Origin of the sequence: Aeromonas sp. R2-1, assembly GCF_040908425.1 — a bacterium.
Taxonomy (GTDB): Bacteria; Pseudomonadota; Gammaproteobacteria; order Enterobacterales; family Aeromonadaceae; genus Aeromonas; species Aeromonas caviae.
The window spans coordinates 107,273-133,417 of the sequence record NZ_JBFODR010000028.1 but is presented as its reverse complement, the minus strand read 5'-3'; the positions used below and the strand labels follow the sequence as shown (position 1 = coordinate 133,417).

Here is a 26,145-nt window from a genome sequence, read left to right as displayed (position 1 = left end):
TGGCTCAGAAAACAGATAGATAGCAGCTTAGCACTGGGCAATGGCGCTCTGCACCCGTTTATCCGAGATAGGGTATGGCGTCCCCAGTTGCTGGGCGAAGAAGGAGACTCGCAGCTCCTCGATCATCCAGCGAATATTGGCCACCTCGGGGGGGATCGGCTGGGATTTCGGGATCTTGGCCAGCAGCGCCTTGTACTCCGACTCCACGCTGTGCACCTTGAGCATGTAGACCCTGTCCCGGTTGGGATCGATGGCCAGCTTCTCGAGACGCCGCTCGATGGCCCGCAGGTAGCGCAGCAAGTCAGGCAGCCGCTGCCAGCCGGTCTCGGTGACAAAGCCCTTGTGGATGAGGTTGCCGAGCTGCTGCTGGATGTCGGACATGGCAAAGGCGGTGTCGAGCTGCATCTTGCCCTTGAGCCGCTTCTTGATCTCGTGGGATAGCGTCAGCACGGCTTCCACTTGGCTTGCCACCTCCACCACCGCATCGTTGAGCTCGGCGCGGACATACTCCTTGAGCGCCTCAAAGCCGGCTTCGTCCCACGCCATGCCGCCGTGCTGCTCAATCAGCTTGTCACAGCCACAGGCGATGCAGTCGTCAATCAGCTCGGCCACCTTGCCAAACGGGTTGAAATAGAGCCCGAGCTTGGCCTTGTTGGGCAGCTTTTCCTGCAGGTACTTGATGGGAGATGGCACGTTGAGCAGCACCAGCCGACGCTGGCCAGCCCACATCAGCTGCTGCTGCACCACAGGACTTTCCACCAGCTGGATGGCGACCGAATCCTTCTGATCCACCAGGGCCGGATAGGCTTTCACCTCGAAACCGCCCCGCTTCTGACTGTACTCCTGGGGCAGCTCGCCAAAGCTCCACAGGGTGAGGCCAGACTGCTCGATATCGTCGTCTGCCACTTGCGACAGGGTCTCCTGCACCTTGCCGCGCAGCGACTCTTTCAATGCCTCCAGATCCTTGCCTTCCGCCACCTTCTTGTGCTTGTCGTCCACCACCCGGAAGGTGAGTTTCAGGTGATCGGGCACCGCAGACCAGTCCCAGGATTCACGGGGCACGGTCACACCGGTCATGCGGCGCAGCTGACGCTCCATCTCGTCCAAGAGCGGCCCCTGTTCAGGGTTGATGCTGGCGAGCAGCGCATCGGCATAATTGGGGGCCGGCACGAAGTTCTTGCGCATCGGCTTTGGCATCGACTTGATGAGGGCCACCAACAACTCGTGACGCAGCCCGGGGATCAACCACTCGAACCCCTTCACCTCCACCTGATTCAGGAGCGGCAGCGGAATATGCAGGGTCACGCCATCGGCGGCCTCCCCCGGCTCAAACTGGTAGGTCAATTTCAGCTTGAGGCGCCCCTGCTGCCAGAAGTTGGGGTAGTCGAGATCGCTGATGTGGGCCGCGTCCCCCTTCATCAGCATCTCTTTCTCGAAGTTGAGCAGCTCGAGATCCTGCTTCTGCGCCTCCTTCCACCACTTGTCAAAATGCCGGGCGGAGATGACCTCCTCCGGCAGACGGGCGTCGTAGAAGCGGAACAAGTCCTCGTCATCCACCAGGATGTCGCGGCGCCGCGACTTGTGCTCCAGCGCCTCCACCTCGGCCAGGAGCTTGCGGTTATCGCTGAAGAAACGGTGGCGGGTCTCGAAATCCCCCTCCACCAGGGCGCGGCGGATGAAGAGCTCGCGGCACAGCGCCGGATCGATGCGGCTGAAGTTGATGGTGCGCTCGTTGACTAAAGTCAGACCATAGAGGGTCACCTTCTCCTTGACCATCACGGCACCGTTTTTCTTCGACCAGTGAGGGTCGCTGTGGTGCAGCTTGATGAGGTGCCCCGCCAGCGGCTCCACCCACTCCGGTTCAATCTTGGCGTTGATGCGGGCGTAGAGGCGCGAGGTCTCCACCAGCTCGGCGGCCATCACCCACTTGGGCGGCTTCTTGAACAGACCCGAGGCCGGGAAGAGGTGGAAGCGGCCATTGCGGGCCCCGAGGAATTCGGGCTTTTCCAGATCCTTGTTGCCGATATGGCTCAAGAGGCCGGTCAGCAGGGCGCAGTGCACCGTCTTGAAGTCTGCCGGTTCCTGGTTGGCCTTGAAGCCCAGCTCTTTGACCGTCTGGCGCAGTTGGAAGTGAATGTCCTGCCACTCGCGCACCCGCAGGTAGGAGAGAAACTCCTTCTGGCACATGCGGCGAAACGGGTTGCTGCCAAGGAGATCCTGCTGCTCTTTCAGATAGTTCCAGAGGTTAACAAAAGCGAGGAAGTCGGAATCCTTGTCTTCAAAGCGTCTGTGCTGCTCGTCGGCGGCCTGCTTTTTCTCCATGGGCCGCTCGCGGGGATCCTGAATGCTGAGGGCGGCGGTGATCACCATCACCTCGCTCAAACAGCCGGTTTGCGCTGCGCTGATCACCATCTTGGCCAGACGCGGATCAAGGGGGATGCGCGAGAGCTGGCGACCGATCTCGGTCAGTTGCAGTTTGGCTTCGTGATTGCCGGTGGCGGGCAGCTCGCGCACCGCCTCCAGCTCTTTCAAGAGGGTCAGGCCGTCCTTGATATGGCGCGACTCGGGTGGCTCGACGAAGGGGAACGCCTCCATATTGCCAAGGCCGAGCGCCAGCATCTGCAGGATGACCGATGCCAGGTTGGTGCGCAGGATCTCGGGGTCGGTAAAGGCCGGACGGCCGTTGAAATCCTCCTCAGAGTAGAGGCGGATACAGATACCGTCCGCCACCCGGCCACAGCGCCCTTTACGCTGGTTGGCGCTGGCCTGGGAGACCGGCTCGATGGGCAGGCGCTGCACCTTGGTGCGCCAGGAGTAGCGGCTGATGCGGGCGGTGCCCGGATCGATGACGTAGCGAATGCCCGGCACCGTCAGCGAGGTCTCCGCCACGTTGGTGGCCAGCACGATGCGCCGCCCGGCATGTTGCTGGAACACCTTGTTCTGCTCGGCGTTGGAGAGGCGGGCGTAGAGCGGCAGCACCTCGGTATCCCGCAGGTTGAGCTTGCGCAGGGCATCGGCGGTATCGCGGATCTCCCGCTCGCCGTTCATGAAGATGAGGATGTCCCCGAGCCCCTCGCGTGCCAGCTCTTCCACCGCATCGAAGATCCCCTGCAGTTCGTCGCGCTCCTCCAGCCCTTCGCTTTTATCACTGACGAGCGGGCGGTAGCGCACCTCCACCGGGTAGGTGCGGCCAGAGACCTCGATCACCGGCGCCTTGTTGAAATGGCGGGAGAAACGTTGCGGGTCGATGGTGGCCGAGGTGATGATCACCTTCAGATCCGGGCGCTTGGGCAGCAGTTGCTTGAGATAGCCCAGAATGAAGTCGATGTTGAGGCTGCGCTCGTGGGCCTCATCGATGATGATGGTGTCGTACTGGGTGAGCATCCGGTCATTCTGGATCTCCGCCAGAAGGATACCGTCGGTCATCAGCTTGATGTGGGTCTGCTCGCTCACCTGATCGGTAAAGCGCACCTTGTAACCCACGTAGTGGCCGAGTTCGGACTCCATCTCCTCGGCAATACGGGCCGCCACGGTACGGGCCGCCAGACGGCGTGGCTGGGTGTGGCCGATAAAGCCCTTCACCCCACGCCCGAGCGCCAGACAGATCTTGGGGATCTGGGTGGTTTTGCCCGAACCGGTTTCCCCGGCGATGATCACCACTTGATGCTCTTCAATGGCTTTGGCGATCTCCCCCTGCTTCTGGCTGACTGGCAGATTGGCCGGATAGGTGACCTTGGGCACGCCCGCCAGACGGGACTGATAGCGCGCCAGTGCCACATCCAGGTCAGCGGCGATGGTCTCGAGCACGGCAGCCTGCTTGGCTTCCGGCAGCTTCTTGACCCCGTGCAGTCGACTGGAGAGACGGCGGGCGTCGAGATTCATGCAGGCGGTAAGACGGCGGCGCAGCGCCTCGATAGAGAGAGACAAGGTACGAATTCCTTAAAAGAGTGCCCATCAAGGGCCATATCGATAGCTGGGGGAGATCCTAAAGAGCGAGGCTGGGCGGTGCAAGCCTTAAAGCGCCGCGCCAGCACATCAAGCCGGAGGCGTCATGACCGTCACGGATGAAAAGAGCAGGCCGGAGCCTGCTCTTTGAAAACAACCAGACAATATCGCTCAGACTCTGGCCTGATGCACGAAACAAGTGCCAAGCTGGGCGTGGATGGCCTGCATCACATTGTGGCGGTTGATGACCCCGAGCAGGCGCCCCTCCTCAACCACAGGATAGATCTTGGGCTTTTGACCCATCATCATCTCCGCCAGATCCAGGATGCTGGTGTCGGGGCCGACTGCCAGCACCTCCTTGCGCATCACATCCCTGACCTGGGCCACCTGTTCACAGTGGTAGGCCTCCTTGAGCATGACGGCGATACAATCCTGCTCGGAGACCCAGCCAATCAGATGTCCCTGGCTGTCCACTACGGGGCCGCCCAACTGATGACTGTTGAGAAATTTTTCCACCGCCGCCTGTACCATCATCTCTGCGCTGAAGGTGATGGGCTTGGTCTGCATGTAGTCCTTTGCCTTGAGTGATTCCATGACGCTTTCCCCCAACGAGCCTCCCGAGGGGAGGCAAGAGCCGGGCACTATGTCCGGCTCACTCCAAGCATAGTCCGCGTGGATCAGGAGATGGATTGCAGCAAGAGCAAGAGCTCGTTCTGGCTGTGGCAGTCGGTCTTCTTGAACACCCCTTTCAGGGTGGAGCGCACGGTTTCCACCTTCACACCGCGCAGCTCCGCAATGTCGTTGCTGCTGTAACCCTTGCTCATCAGCACCAGCAGCTCCTTCTCGCCGATGGTGAGGGGATAGAGGCTGGCCAGCGCTTCGATGTCGGGGTTGAAGGCGTGCTCGGGGTCACGCAGCACCACTTCCACATAGCGTTCAAAGCGGCTGAGTCCGCTCATCAGGGTGCATTGGACCAGCAGCGGGCGCAGGTTAGGCTGACGGGGAATGGACATATAGGCGCTGGCGCCGGGCAGCAAATAGGCAAAGCCATTGAGGATCTCCTTGAGCTGACGTTGCTGCTCCTTATTCTGCAAAGAGAAAATGCCATTGATGGCCCGCAATTCCACATTTTCATCGGCGATACGGTTGAAGGCCACATTGGAATAATGAATATGCCCCTTGTCGTCTATGATGGCGCTGGGCTTATTATAGTTTTTCACCAGCTGTTGCAACTGATAGTTCTGGGTTTCCAGGGCTAGCAGGTTCCAATAATGGTGGCTCCAGGCCGCCAGTCCGGAATAGATTTCGGAGAGCGAGCTGAGGTCGCGACTGCTGAAATCATCTTGCGCTGCACCACGGTAACTGCACAGGCTGCTCAGCCCACGCCCTTTGACCTGGCAGACGCCGCCGGCGGCGAATTGGGCGCCGAAACTTGCCAGCAGGCCCACCGAGCTTGAAATGCTGTTGGCGCTGACGATCCCCTTGCACCCTTTATCCAGATAATGGTTGAACCACACATCCTGGCGATGATGTTGCAGGTAAAACTGCTGCTGTGCCTCGGTCAGACCGCTGGAAAAAAGCTTTATTCCGTCGCTCTTGTCATCATCCCGCAATAAAAACAGGGATGAACTGCAGGAAACGTCGGCGCGAAATTGGTCCACGACGAGCTTAATGTCAGAATCATTAATACCGCACTCGTATAACTGGCTGATATAAGGCGATATCCTTTCTTTCTCTAATGCCTTCACACCCGAACTCCTAATTCTTATTTTTATTGAAGAGGCATCTTACTCTGCAATGGGATAGCCGAAAAGTAGTCAAATGAACAAAGGGTTTATGATTTATTCATAAATAGTCATGAATATAGGCCCATGAATGAATATGGCCAAAAAGGGTAAATAACCGCTCATGTTTTTCCTGGCGCTGGTCGCTTTCCTCCCTGTTTTGCCTCTTGATGCCTCACCACCCACTCGCCATCCCGGCCCCTCTTTCTCCCCGAGATCACGCTTTTCAGTCTTGGGGTCATCTGCATCCACACCGATTCACATGTTGCATTTTGGTGACTTTGGTGTTTCCATTTTGAGCGCTGGACGATATTGTATATACAAATTATCCCCTCAACGGAATTGAACCATGCGGATCACAAGGAGAGAAAATGGAACCTGAACACACGCTCACTGCACCGGCAGGATCAGGGGCCGGCATCAAGCTGCTGCTGGCCAGCCTGCTTGGCATCGCCATCTTTTTTGTTCCCTTCGAGCTTGGCGGGCGCAGCACCATAGTGGTGGATCACCTGGCCGGCTTTCTGATTGCCCAGCGCCCCCTTGCCCTGACCCTCATTCTCTTGCTCATCGCCTATGGCGCCATCACCCCCTTGCTGGATGGCCGCTGGCGCGCCCGTCCCATCGACAGGGTATTGAGCCTGTTCAAGCTGCTCGGGCTGGCCCTGGCCATTTTGTATGTCACAGACTGGGGCCCTGCCTGGTTGATGACCCCGGATCACCTCCCCTTCCTGTTCGATAAACTGGCCATGTCTGTGGGTCTCATCGTGCCTATCGGCGCCATGGCCCTGACCTTCCTGCTCGGTTTCGGCCTGCTGGAATTCATCGGGGTGCTGATGCAACCTGTGATGCGCCCCCTGTGGCGCACGCCGGGTCACTCCGCCATCGATGCCGTCGCCTCTTTCGTCGGCAGCTACTCGGTGGGCCTGCTCATCACCAACAGGGTCTTCCTCGCGGGCAAGTACACGGTGCGAGAAGCCGTCATCATCGCCACCGGCTTCTCCACCGTCTCGGCCGCCTTCATGATCATCGTGGCCAAGACCCTCAACCTGATGGGACACTGGAACTTCTACTTCTGGTCCACCCTGGTGATCACTTTCGTCATCACCGCCATCCTGGCGCGTGTTCCTCCCATCAGCCGCCTGGCTCACCATGGGGAGACCGACGAGCCGCTACCGGCTGGCATGAGCCGCTGGCAGGCGGCCCTCACCTGCGGCCTGACCCAGTCCCACCAGGCTGATCCCCTGCTGCGGCAATTGAAGGACAACCTCAGGGACGGTCTTCACATGGCCGCTGCCGTGGTGCCCACCATACTGTCCGTCGGTCTGCTGGGCCTGCTGCTGGCAAAGCACACTCCCCTGTTCGATCTGCTGGGCTGGCTGCTCTGGCCACTGACCTGGCTGCTGGATCTCGACGAACCGCTCGCCACCGCCAAGGCCCTCTCTGCCGGTCTGGCCGAGATGTTCCTGCCCGCCATCCTGCTCAAGGATGCCGACCTGCTGGTGCGCTATGTCGCGGCCGTGGTTTCGGTCAGCTCGGTGCTCTTCTTCTCTGCCTCCATCCCCTGCATCCTGGCCACCCGGATCCCGGTGAGCGTGGGACAGCTGGTGGTGATCTGGCTGCTGCGCACCCTGCTTGGCATCCTGCTGGCCGCCTTGTGCGGCAGGCTGGCACTGGCCCTCGGCTGGCTCGGTTGACCAGGGCTCATAAAAAAACAAAGCGCCATCAGGCGCTTTGTTTTTATCGGGATTGTCTCAGGGGGCGATGACGGCGAACCGGCCGCTGTTGAAATCATCTATCGCCTGATGGATCTCTGCCTCGCTGTTCATGACAAAGGGCCCATAACCCACGATGGGTTCATCGATGGGCTCGCCACTCAGCAGCAACAAGCTGGCCTCGCCCTCCGCCTCCAGCATGAACTCCTCCCCGTTGGGATCGAGCAGCACCAGTTGTGCTTCGCCCGCGCGCTCCTGACCGTTGATCAAGAGAGAGCCCTTGAGCACCACCAAGGCGCTGTTCCATCCCGCTACCGCCGGCAGCACCACGCTGGCCCCGCCCTTGAGCCGCAGATCCCAGATGTTCATTGGCGAGAAGGTGCGGGCGGGCCCCTCTACCTCGCCTTGTTGCAACCCGGCATCGTTCCCGGCGATGATGCGCACCTGCACGTCGCCCTCCTTGAGGCTCAGTTGCGGGATGGTGTCGCTGGTGATGCCCTGATAACCGGGCGTCGACATCTTGTGTTTGGCGGGCAGGTTGACCCACAGCTGCACCATGTCGAGGGTACCACCACGACGGGTGAACCCCTGGGAGTGGAATTCGTCGTGCATGATGCCGGCTGCGGCCGTCATCCACTGCACGTCTCCCGGACCGATGATCCCCCCCTGGCCGGTCGAGTCGCGATGGGCGACCTCCCCTTCATAGACGATGGTGACCGTCTCAAAACCACGGTGCGGGTGTTCCCCCACGCCCCTGGCATGATCGGCGGGCTCGAAATGTGCCGGGCCAGCCCTGTCCAGCATCAGGAAAGGGCTCAAGGCGCGGCCATGGGTCTGATACGAGAACAGCGAGCGAACCGGGAATCCGTCGCCGACCCAGTGTTGTCGAGGGGCGCTGTAAATACCGATGACTCTTTTCATGATGCTCTCCTGGGTGATCGTCACGGGATGTGTCGTTGCTCGCATTGTGAGTCTGGAACGCTGCGTCCGGTAGACGTAAAATTTGCCATCAGCGTCCTATTTTGTGAACGATAACCCCATGCAACAGGATCTCAACGACCTCTATTTCTATGTCCAAGTGGTGGATCACGGGGGCTTTGCCCAGGCCGGCAGGGCCCTCGGCATGCCCAAATCCAGGCTCAGCCGCCGCATCGCCATGCTGGAGGAGCGACTCGGGGTGCGTCTTATCCAGCGTTCCACCCGCAGCTTCACCGTCACCGAACTCGGGCAGGCTTATTACACCCGTTGCCGGGCCATGCTGGTGGAAGCCGATGCGGCGCAGGATCTCATCGCCGCGACCCAGAGCGAGCCTTGCGGTCTGGTGCGCATCGCCTGCCCCATCGATCTGCTGCACGCCCACGTAGGGAGGATGCTGGTCTCTTTCGCCCTGGCCCATCCCAGCGTCAAGGTGCAGCTCGTCGGGGTCAACCGGGCGGTGGATCTGGTCGCGGAGGGGTTGGACATGGCGCTCAGGGTGCGGCCATTGCCCCTGGAGGACAGCGATCTCGCCATGCGGGTGCTGGGTTATGCGACCCAGTGTCTGGTGGCAAGCCCGGCCCTTGTCGCGTCACTCGGCATGCCCCGGGCCCCCGCAGATCTGCTGTCATGGCCGAGCCTCGGTCATGGCACCAGCTTGGAAGGCCATCACTGGACCCTGCTGGGCCCCGATGGGGCCCGAGTCAAACAGCACCACAGCCCCCGCTTTGCCACCACCGACATGCAGACATTGCGTCAGGGGGCGATCGACGGGCTCGGGGTCGTGCAACTGCCCACCATGATGATGAATGAGCCCCTGGCCGATGGCCGGCTGGTGCGTCTGCTCCCCGACTGGGCACCGCGCCAGGAGGTGATCCACGCGGTCTTCCCCTCACGCCGCGGTCTGCTGCCTGCCATCCGCGCCCTCATCGATCATCTGGTCGAGGGCTTCTCCCCCCTGGGGCAGGCAAGTAAATCGCCCCCGCCATGATCTGTGCATGGCCGTTCCCGGGTGTGCCGACATGCAAAAGGCCAGAGCTTGGCTCTGGCCTTTTCATTTTTCCCCTTCCCAGAGGAGGGGAAACGGATACGGGCAGTATCCTCAGAAGGGCATCTTGAAGCCAGGGGGCAGTTGCATGCCGCCGGTCAGCTCGCCCATCTTGGCCTTGTTCTGCTCTTCCACGCGGCGCACGGCGTCATTGACGGCGGCGGCGACCAGATCTTCCAGCATCTCCTTGTCATCTTCCATCAGGCTGGGATCGATCTCGATACGACGCACGCTGTGGCTGCCGGCCATGGTCACCTTGACCATGCCTGCGCCCGCCTCGCCGACCACTTCCATCTGGGCCAGCTGCTCTTGCATCTTCTGCATGCGCTCTTGCATCTGTTGGGCCTGTTTCATCAGGTTACCCATTCCACCTTTACCAAACATAGATCGTCTCTCGTCTTGAAATCCGGCATCCAGCGCCGGGCTGTGGGTTCATCTGCCCTAAGTGGGGGCAGCCAAAAGTCTTTTCAACCGGGGATAAACCCCGGCACGGTTTTTTCACCGCAATTCAGCGACTCAGTGGTTCGATGCTCTCGGGATGGAGCACGGCGCCGAAACGCTGCTGCAAGAATTGTACGTTGGGATCCGCCGCCAGATCCCGGCTCACCTGTTCACGCACCCCGAGATAGAGACGATGCTCTATCTCGAGCGGCGTCTCCCGCGCGGGATCCGAGCCCAGGGTCACATCGATGTGAACCGGGCCGCCCAGCTCGGGACCGATGATCTCGGCCAGATCGGCGCGGGCCTTGTCGCTCACCAGATGGCGCTGCTCGGGTTTGAGCAGCAGGGAGACCCGATTGCCTTCCCGGGTCATCACCGCGTTGATGGCCAGTTGACGCAGCCGCCCCCCCACCCCGGTGCGGGCGATAAGCTCGGCCCAGGCGTCCCCGCAATTGACCAGCAAGGACGAGGGGATCAGACGGGCGACCTCCCCCTCCTCCTCGGGCTGGGCGTCGCTCTCCAGCGCATCCCAGTCGATGGTCTCCATCAACGCAATGGCGGGCTGAGGCTCGCTGGCAGCCACTGGAGGCGCGGCAGGCACCATAGCGACAATCGCAGGTGCCGCCGCATCCGCGCTGCCGGCGTCAGCGCCCAGATCCCAGGGCGGCAGATCCTCCTGCGAAGGAGGAGCCATGGTGGCGGGAGCTGGCTGGGCGGAAGTCACTGCCCGCGTGGGCAACGGGGCACTGGCAAACCCCTCGTCAAACCCCTGATTCAGATACTCTTCGTAGTCACTGGCCCCCTCTTCATAGGCATCGAGAGGAGGCAGGTCGTCATACCCCGTTTGCATGGCAGACCCCTGCCCCGGCATATCGGGCCGCGCCGCTGGTTGCACCTCGGCCTGGGGCGAAGTCGCGACGGCAGGCATCGCAGGGGCCGGTTTGGTCGCGGCCACCGGTTTGACGGGGGTGACCCGGGGGGGCGCGGCGTTTGTACTTTGCTCGCCACGCAGGCGGCTTCGCAGCAGATTGCGCTTGCCAAGCAGGCTCTGCATGCTGGAGGTCGAAGAGATGGCGACGTCTTCCCCTTGGACCTCAACCTGCTGCGTCTGCCCGGCGTCATCCGCCGCCAACGGCGCAGAGGCAGGCTCTGCAGGCGGACTGGCGGGCACCGCGGCCTCGTAACCCATCCGTTCGGCCTCGCACAGCAGCTCATCCTGCTCGGCAAAGAGCGGATCCAGCACTGCGCCCTCCTCCGCCTTGGGTGCGGGGGCGACGTGCTCGGCCGCAAGGACCGATGCTGGCGCGGCGGGAGCCTGTGGTGCTGCGCTGGCAGCCGGGGCCGGCTCAGCCCCCTGGGGCTTTCCCGGCAGGAGCGACGCACTTTCCCTCGCAGCCGCCATCACGCCGGAGTGCCCTGTCATGAGAGGTTGGGCCGCCAGGTTGGCGGGATGGACCACCTCGCGCCGGGGAGAGAAGGCCAGCATCCGCAGACAGGTCATCTCCAGTGCGGTGCGCCCGTCAGGGGCCCAGGGCAGATCCTTGCGCCCCCCCAGCACGATTTGATAGCAGAGCTGCACCTCTTCCGGGCTCATGGCTCCGGCGAGCTGCAGCAAGGCATCGGCATCCGCCCCCTGCTCCTGCACGCTCGCAGGCAGCAGTTGCGCCATGGCGATGCGATGGAGCAGCCCTTCCAGTTCGGCATGGAGCTGATCAAAGTCGGGGCCCAGGGTAGCAATCTCGGTGATCTTGGCCATGGTGGCGGGTGCATCCTGGCGCAGCACTGCCTCCAGCAACTGGTGCAGGTGGTGATGATCGAGGGTCCCCAGCATGGTGAGCACACTCTCCAGGCGCACGCTGCCGTTGCCGTGGGCCAACGCCTGATCGGTGAGGCTCAGGGCATCGCGCATGCTGCCATCGGCCGCCTTGGCCAGGGCCAGCAGGGCGCGAGGCTCGAAGGGTTGTCCCTCCTGATCCAGCACCCATTCGAGCTGCCTGGCGATCTGGGTCTGATCCAGGCTCTTCAGATGAAACTGCAGGCAGCGCGAGAGGATGGTGATCGGCAGCTTCTGCGGATCCGTGGTGGCCAGCAGGAATTTCACATAGGGGGGCGGCTCTTCCAGGGTTTTGAGCAGCGCATTGAAGCTGTGGCGCGACAGCATGTGCACTTCATCGATGAGGTACACCTTGAAACGACCACGGGCCGGACGGTACTGCACGTTGTCGAGCAGTTCGCGGGTGTCTTCCACCTTGGTGCGGGACGCCGCATCGATTTCCAGCAGATCGACGAAATTGCCCTGATCGATCTCGCGGCAGGTATCGCACACACCGCATGGATGGCTGCTGATCCCCTGCTCGCAGTTGAGGCTCTTGGCCAGGATGCGGGCGATGGTAGTCTTGCCCACCCCGCGGGTCCCGCTCAGCAGGTAGGCGTGATGCAGCCGTCCCTGATCCAGGGCATTGGTCAGGGCAGTCAGCACATGTTGCTGGCCGACCACTTGTTCAAACGTATGGGGGCGCCATTTGCGCGCCAAAACCTGATAGCTCATAGATCTCGATGCTGGGAAACGAGGCATTGAGGCTGGATGCTAACACAAATGGAGGGCTGGCTGTATGGGGGATGCGCCGCCTTGGGAGGGATCGCTTGAATTTCAAACCGGTGCCCGTTCAGGCACCGGTTTGCGGCAGAAAGCAGGGTGACGAGGCCTGCCGCGCGAAGAGGCGATTTACGCCCCCGCGAGTTCCACCAGAGAGACCACCTTGACGCCGGCGGCGGTCAGGCGGGCATCACCGCCCAGGGACGGCAGGGAGATGATGAAAGCGGCATCCGCTACCTCACCGCCGGCGCGGCGGATGAGCTTGACGGTGGCATCGACGGTGCCGCCGGTGGCCAGCAGATCGTCCACCACCAGCACCTTGTCACCGGGCACGATGGCATCGGTGTGCAGTTGCAGGGTGTCGGTGCCGTACTCCAGGGCGTAGGACTCCTCGATGACGGCGCGGGGCAGCTTGCCCGGCTTGCGCACCGGCACGAACCCCAGCCCCATGGCGTAGGCAACCGGGGCGCCGAAGATGAAGCCACGGGCCTCGGTGCCGACAATCTTGGTGATGCCTTGATCACGGTAATGATCGGCCAGCAGATCGATGGTGGCCTTGAAGGCCTCGGCATTCTCGATCAGGCTGGTGATGTCGCGAAACAGAATGCCCGGCTTCGGATAGTCGGGAATGGTCTTGATGCTCGCTTCGATAAACTTCAGGGTTTCCGGATTCATTATTTGACCGCTTATTTTTTGAGCCCTGCCATGGCGGCGCACGGGGTCTCCGCCTGGGGGCAATAAAAAGGCCCGTCACGCAAAAATGACGAGCCGACTCCATAGCATTATTGCCGCGATAGCTTAGGGATTTCACTTCTTCATTGCAACCGGCTCCAGCACCGGCAGACGCATCAACCAGGTGAGCAGGATCACCATTATGACAACCAGCAGCCACCTCACCCAGGGCAACGGCACCACCAGCAGCGATACCGAGAACGAGATCAGGATGAAGATGATGGCGCGGCGTCTCGCGTGACGGCGAATGCCGCGATACTGCTGCCAGTCGAGGATGGGGGGGCCAAACCAGGGATGCGCCAGCAACCAGCCATGAAAGCGGGGGGAGGAGCGCGCAAACAGCGCCGCCGCCAGCAACATGAAGGGGGTGGTCGGCAGCAGGGGCAGGACTATCCCGACTATCCCGGTGGCGAAGGCAAGCCAGCCCAGGGCCATCAGACACCAGCGTTTCATGGGTACTCCTCTGACTGTATCTGCCTTTAGCCTAACAGAGTTGGCCCGAAAGCTGACAGCCTGGCCCAGTCGGCGGCCGTCGATGGGGGCCATCGAGTGGGCAGATGGCTGACAATCCCGGCCATTGCCACTACAATCTGCGCTCTTTTTTCTCCCCTTGTCTTCGGAAGCAGCTATGCGCGTTATTTTGGCCCCCATGCAGGGGGTGCTGGATCACCTGATGCGGGAGGTCCTCACCTCCGTCAATGATTACGACCTCTGCGTCAGTGAATTCATCCGGGTGGTCGATCAACTGCTGCCCGCCAAGGTCTTCCATCGCCTCTGCCCCGAGCTGAAACAGGATGGCAAGACCCGTGCGGGGACCCCGGTACGGGTGCAACTGCTGGGACAGCATCCGGAGTGGCTGGCAGAAAATGCCATCCGCGCCATCGAGCTCGGCTCTCCCGGGGTCGATCTCAACTTCGGCTGCCCTGCCCCCACGGTCAACAAGAGCAAGGGGGGCGCCGTGCTGCTCAAGGAACCCGAGACCGTCTATCGCATCGTCAAGGCGGTGCGGGAGGCCGTGCCTGCCCACCTGCCGGTGAGCGCCAAGATCCGCCTGGGATACGATGACAAGGATCTCTATCTGGACAACGCCCAGGCCGTCTATCAGGGGGGCGCCAACGAGCTGGCGGTGCATGCCCGCACCAAGCGCGAAGGCTACAAGGCGCCGGCCCACTGGGAGTACGTGGACGCCATCCGCCGCGCCCTGCCCATCCCCGTCACCGCCAACGGCGAGATCTGGAACCATGCCGATGCCCTGACCTGTGCCCGGGTGTCCGGTTGCGATGCCCTCATGGTGGGCCGGGGCGCCATCTCCCTCCCCAACCTGGCCAACGTGATGAAGACGGGGTGTGCACACATGAGCTGGGCCGAGGTACTGCAACTAATGGTGACCTACACCGAGCAGGATCTGGCGAGCGACAAGGCCGACTACTACCCGAGTCGCATCAAGCAGTGGTTCTCCTACATAGTGCGGGAATACCCCCAAGCCGACGAGCTGTTTCGCCGCATCCGCACCATCAAGACCGCAGAGGAGATCCGCTCCGCCCTCGAGCGCGAGTGCGCCTCACAGGCCTAGACTTGGCCGCCGCCCCGCGGCGCCCTATGATAAAGGCTCATTGACAGGAGGTCAGGATGCAGGGAGTGCCGGTCAACTTTACCCATCAGCACGACAGGGCCGATTTTCGCGCCCTGCCGGGGCAGCCTGCGACCGAGCTCTATCGCGCCCACATCCAGCACCACATCTTCGATCCCCATAGTCACGAGGGGTTTGGCCTCGGTGTCATCGAGTGCGGTGCCGAGCGCTTTCGCTATCGCGGCAGCCAGCTCCTGGCCGGTCCCGGCAGCCTGGTGCTGATGAACCCCGATGAGCTGCACACGGGCGAGTCAGCCTGCGAGCAAGGGTGGCGCTATCGCATGCTCTACCTGCCCGCCGATCGGCTCGAGGCCATCAGCGGCGAGCGCGACTGGTATTTCACCGATGCCGTGCGAAGCGATCCGCGCACTGCCCCCGTCCTGCAGGCGACCCTGGATGCCCTCTGGCACTGTGACAGCGAGCTCGCCGCCGACGGCCTGCTGCTGAGGGTGTGCGAGACCCTGCGTCCCCATGCCCGGGCCCTGGCGGCCCCGCGCGAAGCGGTCCACCCTCTGGGCCGCGCCATCGACTATATGCAGGCCTGTTTCGCCCGCCCCATTACCCTGGCCGAGCTGGCCGGTTCGGTGAACCTCAGCCCCTACCACTTCCAGCGCAGCTTCAAGGCCCGCTTTCACGTCACCCCCCAGCAGATGTTGATGGCCATCCGCCTGCAGCGCGCCAAGGGGTGGCTGGCTGCCGGCCTTCCCGCAGCCGAGGTGGCCGCCGCCTGTGGTCTGGCCGATCAGTCCCACCTCAACCGTGCCTTCCTGCGCCGCTATGGCACCACCCCGGTCCGCTACCAGAAACAGGTGCAGGCTGGCCGCTAAAGCGCAATCTGGTTCAATACGCCCCCCTTCCTCCCTGCTAGGCTGGCCTCCTTCTTCTTTACCGGATATGAAACATGTTGATCGGAGTCCTGTTTGCCCTGCTGGCCGGCCTGATGTGGGGGCTCATCTTCGTCGCCCCCCTCTTGGTGGACGGCTATCCCCCCGCCCTGCTCGCGAGCGGCCGCTACCTCGCCTTCGGCCTCATCGTGCTGCCGCTCGCCTGGCAGGCCCGCAAGCACCTGGCGGCCCTCTCGGCCAGCGACTGGCGAGAGGCCCTCGCCCTCACTCTGGTGGGGAACCTCCTCTACTACTTCTGCCTGTCGGGGGCCATCTTGCGCATCGGCTCGCCCCTGGCAGCCATGTTTATCGGCACCCTGCCGGTGGTGACGGCCCTGGCCGCCAACCGCCTCTATGGCGCACGGGACGGTCGCCTCTCCCGCACCCGGCTCTACCCGTCCCTGGTGCTGATGGGGGCCGGCCTCTGTCTGGTCAACAGCGCCGAGCTCACCTGGCACACCGAGGCGCGCACCGAACAACTGCTTGGGCTCGCCCTGGCGGTGGGCGCCGTGCTGTGCTGGACCTGGTATCCCCTGCGCAACGCCCGCTGGCTGCGCGAGCACCCGGGCCGCAGTCCGGCCGTCTGGGCCACCGCCCAGGGGCTGGTGACCCTGCCGGTAGCGCTCATTGCCTATCTCGGCAGCCTCGGCCATCTTGCCCTGAGCGCACCGGACTTTCCCCTGCCCTTCGGGCCGACGCCCCTGCGCTTCGTGCTGCTGATGGGGGCAGTGGGGCTCTTCTGCTCCTGGCTCGGCACCCTGTGCTGGAACGAGGCGAGCCAGCGCCTGCCGACCGTGCTGGTCGGGCCGCTCATCGTGTTCGAGACTCTGGCGGGGCTCTTGTACGCCTTTATGCTGCGCGGGATCATGCCCCCCATGAGTACCCTGGTGGGTGTCGTCTGTCTGGTGGCGGGGGTGCTCTACGTCATCACCGGCAAGCCGCAGCACCTGCCGGAAAAACCCGCCAAAGCACGGTTAACTTGACTCATGTCATCTTGATAAACCGCGGGTTTCCCTATACTGGCCGAGTTTTATCACTCGTTTTTGGGGGCTGCTGTGTGTGAAGTGACGCAAGCCCGGTTGGCCGAATGGCATCAGCGCCTTCTGACCGACTGGGCGCAAACAAGAGAGGAGCTGATCCGTCAGCTCAAGGCCTGTCGACAAGATGACTGGGCACAGAAGGTGGAGCGCTGCGAGCGGGATCAACTGGTTGATCTGACCAGCCGTCTCGATCTGCCCGGGGTGGAACACAGCGTGGCACGCCTCAAGCGGCTCGACGCGGCGCTCTGCCAGATGGATCTGGGGCTCTATGGCTTCTGCTCCGATTGTGAGGAGCCGCTGCTCCCTGAACAGCTGGAACAGGATCCGACCCTGCAACGCTGCCCGCGCTGCGAGGCCCGCTACCGCAAGGGATTCCACGCTCACGAACTCTGATGGGGGCACCCTTTGTGCCCGCCATTTTCCTCCTCCACCCCTTCTCACTTCCCATCATGACCAACCCCCTGGCGCGACGATCCCGGCAACCCCGGGGGCAGCCGCACAGGCATGAAAAAGGGGAGTCATGGACTCCCCTTCTCGTACTGCGTACTCGTCACTGGGCCAGCAGGTGGCCTACCAGCTCATGACGCCACCCTTGCAGCAGCATGGGCTTGTCCGCCCTGGCCCGCTCCTCGGCACTCATGCGCCAGCTCCAGGTGAAGTACTGGTGGATGATCTTCTTGCTCGCCACCAGCTCCGGCGGAATGTTGCTGGCCTTGGCCTTCTCCTCCACCATGGCCTTGATGCGCTTGAGCTCGGCCTTGTACTGGGGGAAGTCCACCAGACGGCGGATGGGATCGGGCCAGCTCGCAGGGTCGCTCTGCTGGGCGGCGGCAACGATGTCCAGCATCCGCTTGCCGTGGATCTTGATCTCGATGGGCGAGAGGCCCAGCTCGTTGAGATCCCGAAGGGAAGCGGGACGACGCTCCGCCACCTTGAACAGGTGCAGCTCTTTGACCACGAAGTTGAGGGCGAGATCCCGGCGTACCGCTTCCTGCTGGCGCCAGGCGGCCAGCTCGCGCAGGATGGCCAGCTCACGGCGACCCAGTTGCCAAGCGTTGACGATCTCGAGGTAGGCCTGACGGGGATCGCTGCCCTGGGTCTTGCGGGCGGAGTGGTTCTGGCACTCCTGCTCGAACCAGGGGAACTTGCCGCTCTCGCGCAGTCTGGCCATCACCTTCTCGTAGAGGGGCATAAGGTAGAAGACATCCGCCGCGGCATATTCCAGCTGACGAGGGGTAAGGGGGCGCGCCAGCCAGTCGGTGCGGGCCTGATCCTTCTCAAGCTCGACCCCGAGGAATTCGTTGACCAGGGCGCCAAACCCCACCGACACGCCATGGCCCAGGAAGGCTGCCGCCAGCTGGGTATCGTGCATCTGGTTAGGCAGGTGACCCGCCTGATGCTGGATGAGCTCCAGATCCTCACCGGAGGCGTGCAGGATGGCAATCTGTCCGGCCCGACCGAGGCGCTGCCACAAACCGGAGAGATCCAGGGTCAGGGGATCGAGCAGGGCAAGCTGCTTGCCATCGTAGATCTGGAACAGACCGAGCTGGGGATAGTAGGTACGGGTGCGAACGAATTCGGTATCGATGGCCAGGGGAACGTCGGCCAGAGAAGCGAGATACTGATCCAGTTCGGCTTGCTGTGAAATGAGTTGATATTGCATCGTTGCCTGCACGTTGGTCGGATCCAGAAAGAAAAAACCGTGGATGTCCCACGGTTTTGCATAACGACAGCGCTGGACTGCAAAGCAGTGCATGCCGGTTACTGCTTGGCAATCTCCTCGTCGCGCAGCACGCGGCGCAGGATCTTGCCCACGTTGGTCTTGGGAAGTTCGTCGCGAAATTCTACCAGTTTCGGCACCTTATAGGCAGTCAGATGTTTGCGGCAGTGGGCAATTATCTCCTCTTCCGCCAGCTTTGCATCTTTCTTGACCACGAAGATCTTCACCTGCTCGCCGGACACCGGGTTGGGTACGCCGACGGCGGCCACCTCCAGCACCTTGGGATGCAGGGCCACCACGTCTTCTATCTCGTTCGGGTAGACGTTGAAGCCGGAGACCAGGATCATGTCCTTCTTGCGATCGACGATCTTGAAGAAACCCTGCTCGTCGCATACCGCGATGTCGCCGGTGCAGAGCCAGCCATCCTGCATCACCTCGGCGGTCGCCTCCGGGCGCTGCCAGTAGCCGGTCATCACCTGAGGACCGCGCACCTGCATCTCGCCGGGGGCACCCCGTTCGGTGACCTGGTTCCCCTCGTCATCCACCAGACGGATCTCGGTGGAACAGACCGGCAGACCGATGGAGCCGTTGTAATCCACCAGATCATAGGGGCAGACGCTCACCAGGGGCGAGCACTCGGTCAGGCCATAGCCCTCCAGCAGCGGGGTGCCGGTCAGCCCCTTCCACTGCTCGGCCACCGCCCGTTGCACCGCCATGCCGCCACCGATGGTGAGCTTGAGCTTGGCAAAATCCATGCCCTTGAACTCGTCGTTGTTGACCAGGGCGTTGAACAGGGTATTGACCCCGGTGATGCAGGTGAAAGGATACTTCTTGATCTCTTTGACAAAACCCGGGATGTCGCGGGGGTTGCTGATGAGCAGGTTGTAGCCCCCCAGACGCATGAACAGCAGGCAGTTTACCGTCAGGGCGAAGACGTGATAGAGCGGCAGCGCCGTGACCACGAACTCCTTGCCGCGCTCCAGCACGGGGCCATAGACACCGAGGCACTGCTCGACGTTGGCGATCATGTTGCGATGAGTCAGCATGGCCCCCTTGGAGAGGCCGGTGGTCCCGCCGGTGTATTGCAGGAAGGCGATGTCCTGGTTGCTGATCTCGGGTTTGATGTACTGCAGGTAGCGCCCCTTGGCGAGGGCCTGGCGCATGGTGCTGGCATGGGGCAGGTTGTACTTGGGCACCAGCTTCTTGACGTATTTGACCACGAAGTTGACCAGGGTCCCCTTGGCCAGCCCCAGGTTGTCCCCCATCCGGGTCAGGATCACGTGCTTGACCGGGGTGTCATACACCACTTTTTCCAGGGTGTGGGCAAAGTTGGAGACGATGACGATGGCCTTGGCGCCGGAGTCTTTCAACTGATGCTCCAGCTCGCGCGGGGTATAGAGGGGGTTGACGTTCACCACCGTCATGCCGGCCCGCAGGATGCCGAATACCGCAATGGGGTATTGCAGCAGGTTAGGCATCATCACGGCCACCCTGTCCCCCTTGCCGAGCTTCAGCTCGTTTTGCAGGTAGGCGGCGAAGGCTCGGGACTGCTCCTCCAGCCGACGGTAGGTAATGGTCTGCCCCATGTTGACGAAGGCGGGTTGATCGGCGAACTGGTTCACCGACTCTTCAAACATCTCGACCAGAGAGCCGTATTGGTCTGGATTGATCTCGGCGGGCACCCCTTCTGGATAACGCTTCAGCCAGACTCTTTCCACGAACTTCTCCTGCATAACTCGCACCTGTGCGCTCACTGTGTTGCCTCCGTCCCTGTCACATCCATTTCAATCAATTGTTTTAAGTTCATGCTCTAATGCCGCACATATTTACATAAGGCAACATCAATTAACAGTGAATTAACAACGGGAAATGTGAGGGAGAAAGCAAACCTGACATGATTCAAAGCCGCCGATCCTACCGGATTTCAGCGAAGTTTTCGATATAAACGGCGGTTTCTGATGAATTTTCCATATGAAAATGATGGCCTCCTGCCACTGTCACCCGTTCAATGTGGCCAAAGGCCGCCTCCCGCAACTGCCACTGTTCCAGGAGCCCGGGGAAGCCCTGCTCTCCCCGGATAAAGAGCACCGGACAGACGATGGCCCGGATCAGGGCCTGGGCCTGCCCCTCGCTCATGCGCAGGGGGGAGAGATCGCGAAGACGGGGATCACTGCGCCAATACCAGCGCCCTGCCCGCACCTCCAGTTGTCGCTCGCAGATAAGGCGTGCCGCACTAGGGGGGATGTCCGCCACCTTGCAGCGGGCAGCCACCGCCTCCTCGAGGGTGGCAAATCCACTGGTTGCACGCTCACGGGTACGAGTGCGGTTGAGGATGGCGCGGCGCAGCTGCCCCGGTACCTCCTCGTCGGGCTGGCTCAAGGGGCCGAGCCCCTCCAGCAGAATGAGCCGCTCGATTTGCTCGGGAAAAACGCCAGCATAGGCAGAGGCAATCAGCGCCCCCAGGGAGTGACCAAGCAGGATGAAACGCTGCCAGCCCGCGGCCTGGGTGATCTGGTAGAGATCATCCAGCCAGTCCACGAAGACATAGGGAGTCGACTTGTGATCGGAGTGACCATGGCCCGGCAGATCGACGCAGACCAGATGAAACGCCCCCAGCCAGGGGGCCAGAGGCAAAAAGCTGGCACCGTTGTCGAGCCAGCCATGGAGGGCCACAAGCAGCGGTCTGCCCTCCTGACCATTGTCCAGCAGGGCGATGTGCCGCCCGTCCGCTAGGCGCAGCCTGCGCTCCTGCAATGTCGCCGTCATCTGGGCTCCTCAGCGGCGCAGGGGCCGTCTGGGCCAGAAGGGATCATAGAAAGGATCGTAAAAGTAGGGATCCATGTAGCGGATCTCCACCTCCTTCACCGGTGGCCACAGCTTGCTCCCCGTCACCTTGAGTACCGAGAAGCGATACTTGTGCTCGCCAATCTGGCTGTCCACCGGCTTGTCGAGGGTGCCGAGCACCGTCAGGCTGCGACCCTTGGCATAGAGGGTCGGGTCGACAAACCCCTGCATGATGGCGAGAAAACGACCGGGGCTCTGCTCGGTCTGCTCCGGCACCCCGTTGGACTTGAGGGGCAGATAGACCACCTCGATGACACTCTGATCCGCCTTGTTGTGGACCGCCGAGATGACACCGCTCCAGCGGGCCGGCTTGCCTTCCATCCCCTGCAGAGCGGGTTGATAGGCCACCAGCTGATCCGCAGGCTCATAGGCAAGCTCTTTGGGCACCGTGCTGCAACCGCCCAGCAGCAGCCCCACCAATCCCAGCATGATCACGGATTTTCTCATTCGTCTCTCCTTCATCGTCCGACAAAGCAGCCCGGGGCAGCTGTTGCCGCCTATTCGCGACCCGGCAGTTTCTTCCAGGTCACCTTGTCACGCAGATAGACAGGGGTGGCTTGCTCAACCGGCACCGCCTCACCCGCAAACCAGGCCTGGCGTGCCAGAGGCAGCATGTCGGCGGCCGCCGGGAAACGCACCTGGCTTGGCATCAGCACATCTGCCAGGCCGCCCAGAGTCTCGCCATAGGTTTCAAAACCGGTGCCAACGCAGCTCACCGCGCCAGTCAGCTTGTCACGGGCCTGCACCAGTGCGGCTGGCTCGCTCACCACCTCCTCGCCCACCAGCGTCATCACTCCGTCCACCAGGGCGTAGTGGCCGAAATAGACCTCGTCCATGCGCGCATCGATGGCGGCAAGCACCTGCTCGGCCCCTTCCAGCTTATGGGCCCCCTGGGCCATGGCCGCCAGGGTGGAGACACCGATCATCGGCACGCCGGCACCAAAGGCGAGCCCCTGGGCCACGCTGATCCCGATCCGTACCCCGGTGAAGGAGCCAGGCCCACGACCGAAGGCGATGGCGTCGAGCTCATCCAACGATAGACCGGCTTCATCCAACAGAGCCTGAACCATGGGCAGGATCTTGCGGGTATGGTCACGGGGCGCCTCTTCCCAGCGGGAGTAGAGGGTATCGCCCACCAAGAGGGCTGCGGAGCAGGCTTCGGTGGCGGTATCCACGGCCAGGATCTTCAACTCATCCATTCTTTTTATTCTCTTCACATCAGTCAGTTAAATCGTCAGCATGGCCAAGGCCTGCCGTCATGCATGGCCGGGGGCAATCAGCCCCGGCGCGGCGGACTCACTCCCGTGGTCCGAAAAATTCGCCCAGGGTCGCCAGCTCCCGGGTCCGTGGAATGGCAGGCAGGCTCTTGATGAAGGTGGCGCCATAGGGCTTGTTGACCACCCGGGGATCACAAATAACCAGTACACCGTGATCACTGCGATCACGGATGAGCCGCCCCACCCCCTGCTTGAGGGCAATCACCGCCTTGGGCAACTGCAGCTCGGCAAAGGGATCCCCCCCCTTGAGCTTGCAATCCTCCACCCGTGCCTTGAGCTGGGGATCGTCCGGGCTCGCAAAGGGCAGCTTGTCGATGATAACACAGGACAATGCCGCCCCCCGCACGTCTATCCCCTCCCAGAAACTGCTGGTGGCCACCAGCACGGCCCGACCGTTTTCCACGAAAGTCTTGAGCAGCCGCTGCTTGTTGTCTTCCCCTTGCAGCAGGACGGTACGGCCGATTTCCCGGCGCAGCACCTCGGCCACCTGGCGCATCACCTGATGGCTGGTGCAGAGGAAAAAACACCCCCCTGGCGTCTTGTTGATGAGGGGGATCATCAGGGTCGCCAGCTGCTCCCCGCGCCCGAAGGCATTGGGCTCTGGCAGGAAACGGGGTACGCACAGGCGCGCCTGCTCGGCGTAATCGAACGGACTGTCGAGAATGAGTTCGGCGCTGCCGGCCAGCCCCATCTCGGCGACGAAGTGGGCGAAGCGATTGTCCACCGTCAAGGTGGCCGAGGTGAAGACCCAGGCCACCTCGGGGCGCTGCACCTCGGCACCGAAGCGCTCGGCGACCGACAGCGGCGTCAGATTGAGGGTAAAGTGCAGACGCGAACAGTCATACCAGTAGGAGAAACCGGTCTGGTTGACCGCCAGCACCTCCCCAAGGCGAGTACGCAGCTCGCTGATGCGCTCGAAACAGTGATCCAGCTGCTCCCCTCGCCCGAGCGCCAGTTTCAGCACTTCATAACAGAGCCCGATGGCATCATTGAGGCGGGCCAGCGCCTGGGCCCAGAGGGATTGTCTCAGCAGATCCCGGGTGTTGCCGCGCCCCCCCTCCACGCCGAAGGCAAGGCGCAGATCCTGACTGGCAATGGCGAGCCTGTCCGCCGCCTTGCCAAGCTGGGCCATGTCATGAGCCTCTGCCCGGTAGGCGAGCTGGATATCCTGCGCCAAATCCTGGATGGTGCGACTGCCCACGGACTTGCCGAAGTAGTGGCTGGCGATCTCGGGCAGCTGGTGCGCCTCGTCGAAGACATAGACCTGCGCCTCGGGCACCAGCTCGCCAAAGCCGGTGTCTTTGACCGCCATGTCGGCGAAAAAGAGGTGGTGGTTGATCACCACCACCTGGGCGTCCATGGCACGGCGCCGGGCGATGACCAGGTGACAATCATCGTAATAGGGGCAGTCGCGACCCAGGCAGTTGTCGTTGGTGCTGGTGACGTGGGCAAGGATCTCGGCGTTCTCCTGTAGCCCCGGGATATCCCCCACATCGCCGTTGTCGGTAGCGGTCGACCAGGATTTGACCTTCACGAGATCGCTCAGGATCTCGGGCTTTTGCAGATGGGATTCACTCAACAGCCGGTTCATCCGCTCGATGCAGAGGTAATTGCTGCGCCCCTTGAGCAGTGCCACCGGCGGGGTGTAGTGAAGCGCCCCCGTGATGGTGGGCAGATCCCGATAGAAGAGCTGCTCTTGCAGGTTCTTGGACCCGGTGCTGATCACCACCCGCTTGCCGGATTCCAGCGCAGGCACCAGATAGGCATAGGTTTTGCCAGTGCCTGTTCCAGCCTCCACCAGCAAGCGGCCACCTTGCTTGATGGCACGGGACACCGCCTCGGCCATCTCCAGTTGCGGGGCACGGGCCTTGAAGCCGTCAATATGGCGGGCCAGGGGGCCGTCTGGCTTGAACAGGGTCTGGATGATGGTCAAAGGCATGTCCCGCTGCAAAAGCGGGCATTATGCCAAAAGCGCGGAAAAAGCGGGACTGATAATGCGTTCAGACGAAGAGATCAATCCGGTGGTCCGGATCCGGTTTGTGATCATCATCCTGCACCGCTGGTTGATCAGGCTTTGGCGGCTGCTCTCTCTGCTGGTGATGCTGGCCACCGCCGCCATTGTCGGTGCCTATCTTGCGCAGCTGATGTTTCTGGCTGATCTGGGTCACCTCCCGCTTGATGTCATCCGGGCTCGGTGTCGAGGGTGCGCGGGGCAGGATGGGAAATAACAGGTCCTGGCTGGGCATGATGTCGCCTCCTTTGGCATCTCATTGTCTAGTTATCGACCAGAAAACCGTTTTCTCAACTTTAATCGTCCTGATCACATTTTTCGGTTGCATTTTCTGTCAAGGCAGGTAGTTTAAATCGGGCGTCAACAACGGCATCTGATTTGTAAAGGATTGATTACATCATGAAGTTCACCAACCTGAAGACTCATCATCACCATCATCATCCCGAATAGTCTTTCAGGAGGTTGACTGCTGGAAGACACTTAACTGGTGACTTCCAAAAGGACCGCAAGATTCATGAACCCTCGGAAGCACATACTTCCGAGGGTTTTTTCGTTTTTGACTAGAAGGAAATCGAGCAATGGAAACACAACGTCTGCGCATCGCCATGCAAAAATCCGGTCGTCTGAGCCAGGATTCCCAGGCCCTCTTCAAGAGCTGCGGCCTCAAGATCAACCTGCGGGAACAGCGCCTCATCGCCCATGTCGAGAACATGCCCATCGACATTCTGCGAGTGCGTGATGACGACATCCCGGGTCTGGTGATGGAAGGGGTGGTCGATCTTGGCATCATCGGCGAGAACGTTCTCGAAGAGGTGCAGCTCATCCGCGCAGCCCAGGGGCAGCCCTTTGCGGTGAAGACCCTCAAGCAGCTCGACTTCGGCGGCTGCCGCCTCTCTCTGGCGGTGCCGGACGATGTCAACTACACAGGACCCGAGAGCCTTGCTGGCAAGCGCATCGCCACCTCCTACCCCGGTCTGCTCAAGCGCTTCTTCGACGAGAAGGGCCTGGGCTTCAAGAGCGTGATGCTGGGCGGCTCGGTGGAAGTGGCCCCCCGCGCGGGTCTGGCCGATGCCATCTGCGATCTGGTCTCCACCGGCGCAACTCTGGAAGCCAACGGCCTGAAAGAGGTCGAGGTGATCTACCGTTCCAAGGCCGTCCTAGTGCAGGCCCCCAACCCCCTGAACGATGCCAAGCAGAAACTCATCGACAAGCTGCTGCCCCGCATCCAGGGGATGCAGCAGGCGCGCGAAAGCAAATACATCATGCTGCACGCCCCCAAAGACAAGCTCGATGCCATCACCGATCTGCTGCCGGGGGCGGAGCGTCCCACCATCATGCAGCTCGCCGGTGACACCAACCAGGTGGCCCTGCACGTCGTCTCCAGCGAAACCCTGTTCTGGGAGACCATGGAACAGCTCAAGGCCCTGGGTGCCAGCTCCATCCTGGTGCTGCCCATTGAAAAGATGATGGAATAAGCCGAGAGAGATGGAATAAGGAAGACACATC

Annotated in this window: 22 protein-coding genes and 1 other annotated feature; of the genes, 7 read left to right on the top strand and 15 right to left on the bottom strand. The window is 61.9% G+C overall.

What is annotated here, in order from left to right; genetic code table 11:
- Window positions 1-27: 27 nt before the first annotated feature.
- The 3 genes from hrpA to AB5Y80_RS09460 form a co-directional block, all read right to left on the bottom strand.
- Window positions 28-3,927, bottom strand: coding sequence for an ATP-dependent RNA helicase HrpA (gene hrpA, locus AB5Y80_RS09470; protein ID WP_368172845.1), 3,900 nt, complete (start codon window positions 3,925-3,927; stop codon window positions 28-30).
- 189 nt (window positions 3,928-4,116) lie between these two features.
- Window positions 4,117-4,539, bottom strand: coding sequence for a CBS domain-containing protein (locus AB5Y80_RS09465; RefSeq protein WP_010674714.1), 423 nt, complete (start codon window positions 4,537-4,539; stop codon window positions 4,117-4,119).
- Window positions 4,540-4,622: 83 nt separating this feature from the next.
- The gene (locus tag AB5Y80_RS09460) at window positions 4,623-5,693 is read right to left on the bottom strand and encodes a helix-turn-helix transcriptional regulator (protein ID WP_368172844.1); all 1,071 of its coding nucleotides are present in this window, start codon (window positions 5,691-5,693) and stop codon (window positions 4,623-4,625) included.
- A 407-nt stretch (window positions 5,694-6,100) separates the two neighbouring features.
- Here AB5Y80_RS09460 and AB5Y80_RS09455 point away from each other — a divergent pair, with 407 nt between their 5' ends.
- On the top strand, window positions 6,101-7,423 hold the full coding sequence (locus AB5Y80_RS09455) for a YjiH family protein (protein ID WP_368172843.1): 1,323 nt from the start codon (window positions 6,101-6,103) through the stop codon (window positions 7,421-7,423).
- Window positions 7,424-7,480: 57 nt separating this feature from the next.
- Here AB5Y80_RS09455 and AB5Y80_RS09450 read toward each other — a convergent pair whose 3' ends face one another.
- On the bottom strand, window positions 7,481-8,362 hold the full coding sequence (locus AB5Y80_RS09450; RefSeq protein ID WP_368172842.1) for a pirin family protein: 882 nt from the start codon (window positions 8,360-8,362) through the stop codon (window positions 7,481-7,483).
- Window positions 8,363-8,480: 118 nt separating this feature from the next.
- On the opposite strand from AB5Y80_RS09450, the gene AB5Y80_RS09445 reads away from it, so the two are divergent.
- The gene (locus AB5Y80_RS09445) at window positions 8,481-9,407 is read left to right on the top strand and encodes a LysR family transcriptional regulator (RefSeq protein ID WP_368172841.1); all 927 of its coding nucleotides are present in this window, start codon (window positions 8,481-8,483) and stop codon (window positions 9,405-9,407) included.
- A gap of 111 nt (window positions 9,408-9,518) precedes the next feature.
- Here AB5Y80_RS09445 and AB5Y80_RS09440 read toward each other — a convergent pair whose 3' ends face one another.
- The 4 genes from AB5Y80_RS09440 to AB5Y80_RS09425 all read right to left on the bottom strand — a co-directional run bounded on the left by AB5Y80_RS09440 (window position 9,519) and on the right by AB5Y80_RS09425 (window position 13,686).
- Entirely contained in the window at window positions 9,519-9,848 is a 330-nt protein-coding gene (locus tag AB5Y80_RS09440) for a YbaB/EbfC family nucleoid-associated protein (protein ID WP_005301028.1), read from the bottom strand.
- A gap of 124 nt (window positions 9,849-9,972) precedes the next feature.
- The gene (gene dnaX / locus AB5Y80_RS09435; RefSeq protein ID WP_368172840.1) at window positions 9,973-12,453 is read right to left on the bottom strand and encodes a DNA polymerase III subunit gamma/tau; all 2,481 of its coding nucleotides are present in this window, start codon (window positions 12,451-12,453) and stop codon (window positions 9,973-9,975) included.
- Window positions 12,454-12,630: 177 nt separating this feature from the next.
- Window positions 12,631-13,176: an adenine phosphoribosyltransferase gene (apt, locus tag AB5Y80_RS09430; protein ID WP_010674707.1), complete on the bottom strand. Its 546-nt coding sequence runs from the start codon at window positions 13,174-13,176 to the stop codon at window positions 12,631-12,633.
- Window positions 13,177-13,308: 132 nt separating this feature from the next.
- Window positions 13,309-13,686 (bottom strand): YbaN family protein, encoded by a 378-nt coding sequence (locus AB5Y80_RS09425; RefSeq protein ID WP_039039141.1) that lies wholly within the window; start codon window positions 13,684-13,686, stop codon window positions 13,309-13,311.
- Between the two features lie 175 nt (window positions 13,687-13,861).
- Here AB5Y80_RS09425 and dusC point away from each other — a divergent pair, with 175 nt between their 5' ends.
- The 4 genes from dusC to AB5Y80_RS09405 all read left to right on the top strand — a co-directional run bounded on the left by dusC (window position 13,862) and on the right by AB5Y80_RS09405 (window position 17,180).
- Window positions 13,862-14,806 (top strand): tRNA dihydrouridine(16) synthase DusC, encoded by a 945-nt coding sequence (gene dusC, locus AB5Y80_RS09420; protein ID WP_042881408.1) that lies wholly within the window; start codon window positions 13,862-13,864, stop codon window positions 14,804-14,806.
- Window positions 14,807-14,862: 56 nt separating this feature from the next.
- Window positions 14,863-15,690: an AraC family transcriptional regulator gene (locus tag AB5Y80_RS09415; RefSeq protein ID WP_323941484.1), complete on the top strand. Its 828-nt coding sequence runs from the start codon at window positions 14,863-14,865 to the stop codon at window positions 15,688-15,690.
- A gap of 74 nt (window positions 15,691-15,764) precedes the next feature.
- Window positions 15,765-16,730, top strand: coding sequence for a DMT family transporter (locus tag AB5Y80_RS09410; RefSeq protein ID WP_302097476.1), 966 nt, complete (start codon window positions 15,765-15,767; stop codon window positions 16,728-16,730).
- A gap of 81 nt (window positions 16,731-16,811) precedes the next feature.
- Window positions 16,812-17,180, top strand: a complete 369-nt coding sequence (locus tag AB5Y80_RS09405) for a TraR/DksA C4-type zinc finger protein (protein WP_039039175.1) — start codon at window positions 16,812-16,814, stop codon at window positions 17,178-17,180.
- 157 nt (window positions 17,181-17,337) lie between these two features.
- Here the strand turns inward: AB5Y80_RS09405 and rnd are convergent, their stop codons facing one another.
- The 7 genes from rnd to AB5Y80_RS09370 form a co-directional block, all read right to left on the bottom strand.
- Window positions 17,338-18,450 (bottom strand): ribonuclease D, encoded by a 1,113-nt coding sequence (rnd, locus tag AB5Y80_RS09400; RefSeq protein ID WP_039039174.1) that lies wholly within the window; start codon window positions 18,448-18,450, stop codon window positions 17,338-17,340.
- A 98-nt stretch (window positions 18,451-18,548) separates the two neighbouring features.
- Window positions 18,549-20,225: a long-chain-fatty-acid--CoA ligase FadD gene (gene fadD / locus AB5Y80_RS09395; RefSeq protein WP_010674700.1), complete on the bottom strand. Its 1,677-nt coding sequence runs from the start codon at window positions 20,223-20,225 to the stop codon at window positions 18,549-18,551.
- Between the two features lie 196 nt (window positions 20,226-20,421).
- Entirely contained in the window at window positions 20,422-21,273 is an 852-nt protein-coding gene (locus AB5Y80_RS09390; RefSeq protein ID WP_368172839.1) for an alpha/beta fold hydrolase, read from the bottom strand.
- A gap of 9 nt (window positions 21,274-21,282) precedes the next feature.
- Window positions 21,283-21,798 (bottom strand): Slp family lipoprotein, encoded by a 516-nt coding sequence (locus AB5Y80_RS09385; protein ID WP_039039136.1) that lies wholly within the window; start codon window positions 21,796-21,798, stop codon window positions 21,283-21,285.
- 50 nt (window positions 21,799-21,848) lie between these two features.
- Window positions 21,849-22,550, bottom strand: a complete 702-nt coding sequence (tsaB, locus tag AB5Y80_RS09380; protein WP_042017608.1) for a tRNA (adenosine(37)-N6)-threonylcarbamoyltransferase complex dimerization subunit type 1 TsaB — start codon at window positions 22,548-22,550, stop codon at window positions 21,849-21,851.
- A 97-nt stretch (window positions 22,551-22,647) separates the two neighbouring features.
- Window positions 22,648-24,567, bottom strand: a complete 1,920-nt coding sequence (locus AB5Y80_RS09375; protein ID WP_042017607.1) for an ATP-dependent DNA helicase — start codon at window positions 24,565-24,567, stop codon at window positions 22,648-22,650.
- 61 nt (window positions 24,568-24,628) lie between these two features.
- Window positions 24,629-24,874, bottom strand: coding sequence for a hypothetical protein (locus AB5Y80_RS09370; RefSeq protein ID WP_010674695.1), 246 nt, complete (start codon window positions 24,872-24,874; stop codon window positions 24,629-24,631).
- 190 nt (window positions 24,875-25,064) lie between these two features.
- Window positions 25,065-25,189: a sequence feature (His leader region), on the top strand.
- A 28-nt stretch (window positions 25,190-25,217) separates the two neighbouring features.
- Here AB5Y80_RS09370 and hisG point away from each other — a divergent pair.
- A complete protein-coding gene (gene hisG, locus AB5Y80_RS09365) occupies window positions 25,218-26,114 on the top strand; it encodes an ATP phosphoribosyltransferase (RefSeq protein ID WP_010674694.1) in 897 nt (298 codons plus the stop codon).
- Window positions 26,115-26,145: the final 31 nt, after the last annotated feature.